The sequence below is a fragment of the Agromyces humi genome, from assembly GCF_009720255.1.
Taxonomy (GTDB): Bacteria; Actinomycetota; Actinomycetes; order Actinomycetales; family Microbacteriaceae; genus Agromyces; species Agromyces humi.
In genome coordinates, this window is record NZ_WJSP02000658.1 from 1 (window position 1) to 1,111 (window position 1,111).

2 protein-coding genes are annotated in these 1,111 nt (G+C 72.8%); one reads left to right on the forward strand and one right to left on the reverse strand.

The annotated features are described in order from the left end of the window. Positions 1 to 361, reverse strand: a 361-nt coding sequence (locus GH736_RS23285; protein ID WP_159607424.1) for a zinc-binding dehydrogenase, incomplete at its 3' end; no start/stop codon positions are given. Between GH736_RS23285 and GH736_RS23290 the strand changes: the two genes are divergently transcribed. Further along, positions 246 to 932, forward strand: a complete 687-nt coding sequence (locus GH736_RS23290; protein ID WP_235934657.1) for an AAA family ATPase — start codon at positions 246 to 248, stop codon at positions 930 to 932. The genes GH736_RS23285 and GH736_RS23290 overlap by 116 nt on opposite strands. The last annotated feature ends 179 nt before the right edge of the window (positions 933 to 1,111 follow it).

Sequence of the window (1,111 nt, forward strand, 5' to 3'; positions counted from 1 at the left end):
GCCGCAGCACGACGCTGCCGCCCTTGTGCCCGGAATCGACGAGGCGGTACCCCTCGGCGAGCTGCTCGAGGGAGACTTCGCGCTCGATCGGCGGCCGGAGCGCGCCCGCCGCGAGGAGGCCCGCGAGCTGCTCGAGGTCGGGTGCCTTGTCGGCGTCCTTGCGCAGGCCGGTGAACATGATGACGGCGCGGCGCCGCCCGAGCCGCGAGGTGAGCTGCTGCAGCAGGATCGCGAAGGAGGGCACCGTGGTCAGGTACGTTCCTCCGGGCCGCAGCACCCGGCGGGCGCGCCGGAAGGCCGAGGCGGCGACCGCGTCGAACACGACATCGTACGTGTCGGGTCCGTCGAGGGCATCCTCCACGCTGCGATCGACGACGCGATCCGCGCCGAGCGACGCGACGAGGTCGACGTGCGACGCCGACGTCGTCGCGGTCGAGCGGCTCCTGCTGCGGCATCGCCTCGTGACGGTGCTCGGCGCGGGCGGACTCGGCAAGACGCGTCTCGCGCAGGAGGTCGCCGGTCGCGCCGCGGTGCCGCTCGTCGTGGTCGTGGAACTCGCCAGCGTCCGCACCGACGACGACGTGGTGCTCGCCCTTGCATCGACGCTCGGGGTGCGCGAGGCGTCCAGCAACCGCCGCATCGCCGAGGGCGCGCTGGACGTGCGCGACCGCATCCTCGCTCGTCTCGAGGAGGGCCCGGCGCTCCTCGTGCTCGACAACTGCGAGCACGTCATCGACGGTGCGGCGGGATGGGCCGCCGACCTGCTCGCGTCGCTGCCGAGCCTGCGGATCGTCGCGACGAGCCGCAGTCCGCTCACGATCGGCGCCGAACAGGTGTTCCCGCTCGAGCCGCTCGCCTCGGAGTACTCGACGCCGATGAGGTCGGGCGCGTCGATCGCGACATCCGCCCGGTGCTGCTCACGAGCGTGCTGAAGAACACGCAGGACGCGATGGTCGAGATCGTCGGCGCCGTGCAGCGTGGCCCCCCGGCGACCAGGGGGAGAAGATGAACCCCTGGGCGAGCTCGCGGTGAAGCCCGAGGTCGGCCGGTGACCCTCGAACGGCGCGTACAAGCACGGCACGCCGCGAGTCCATCGGCGTGCGCGAAGTCG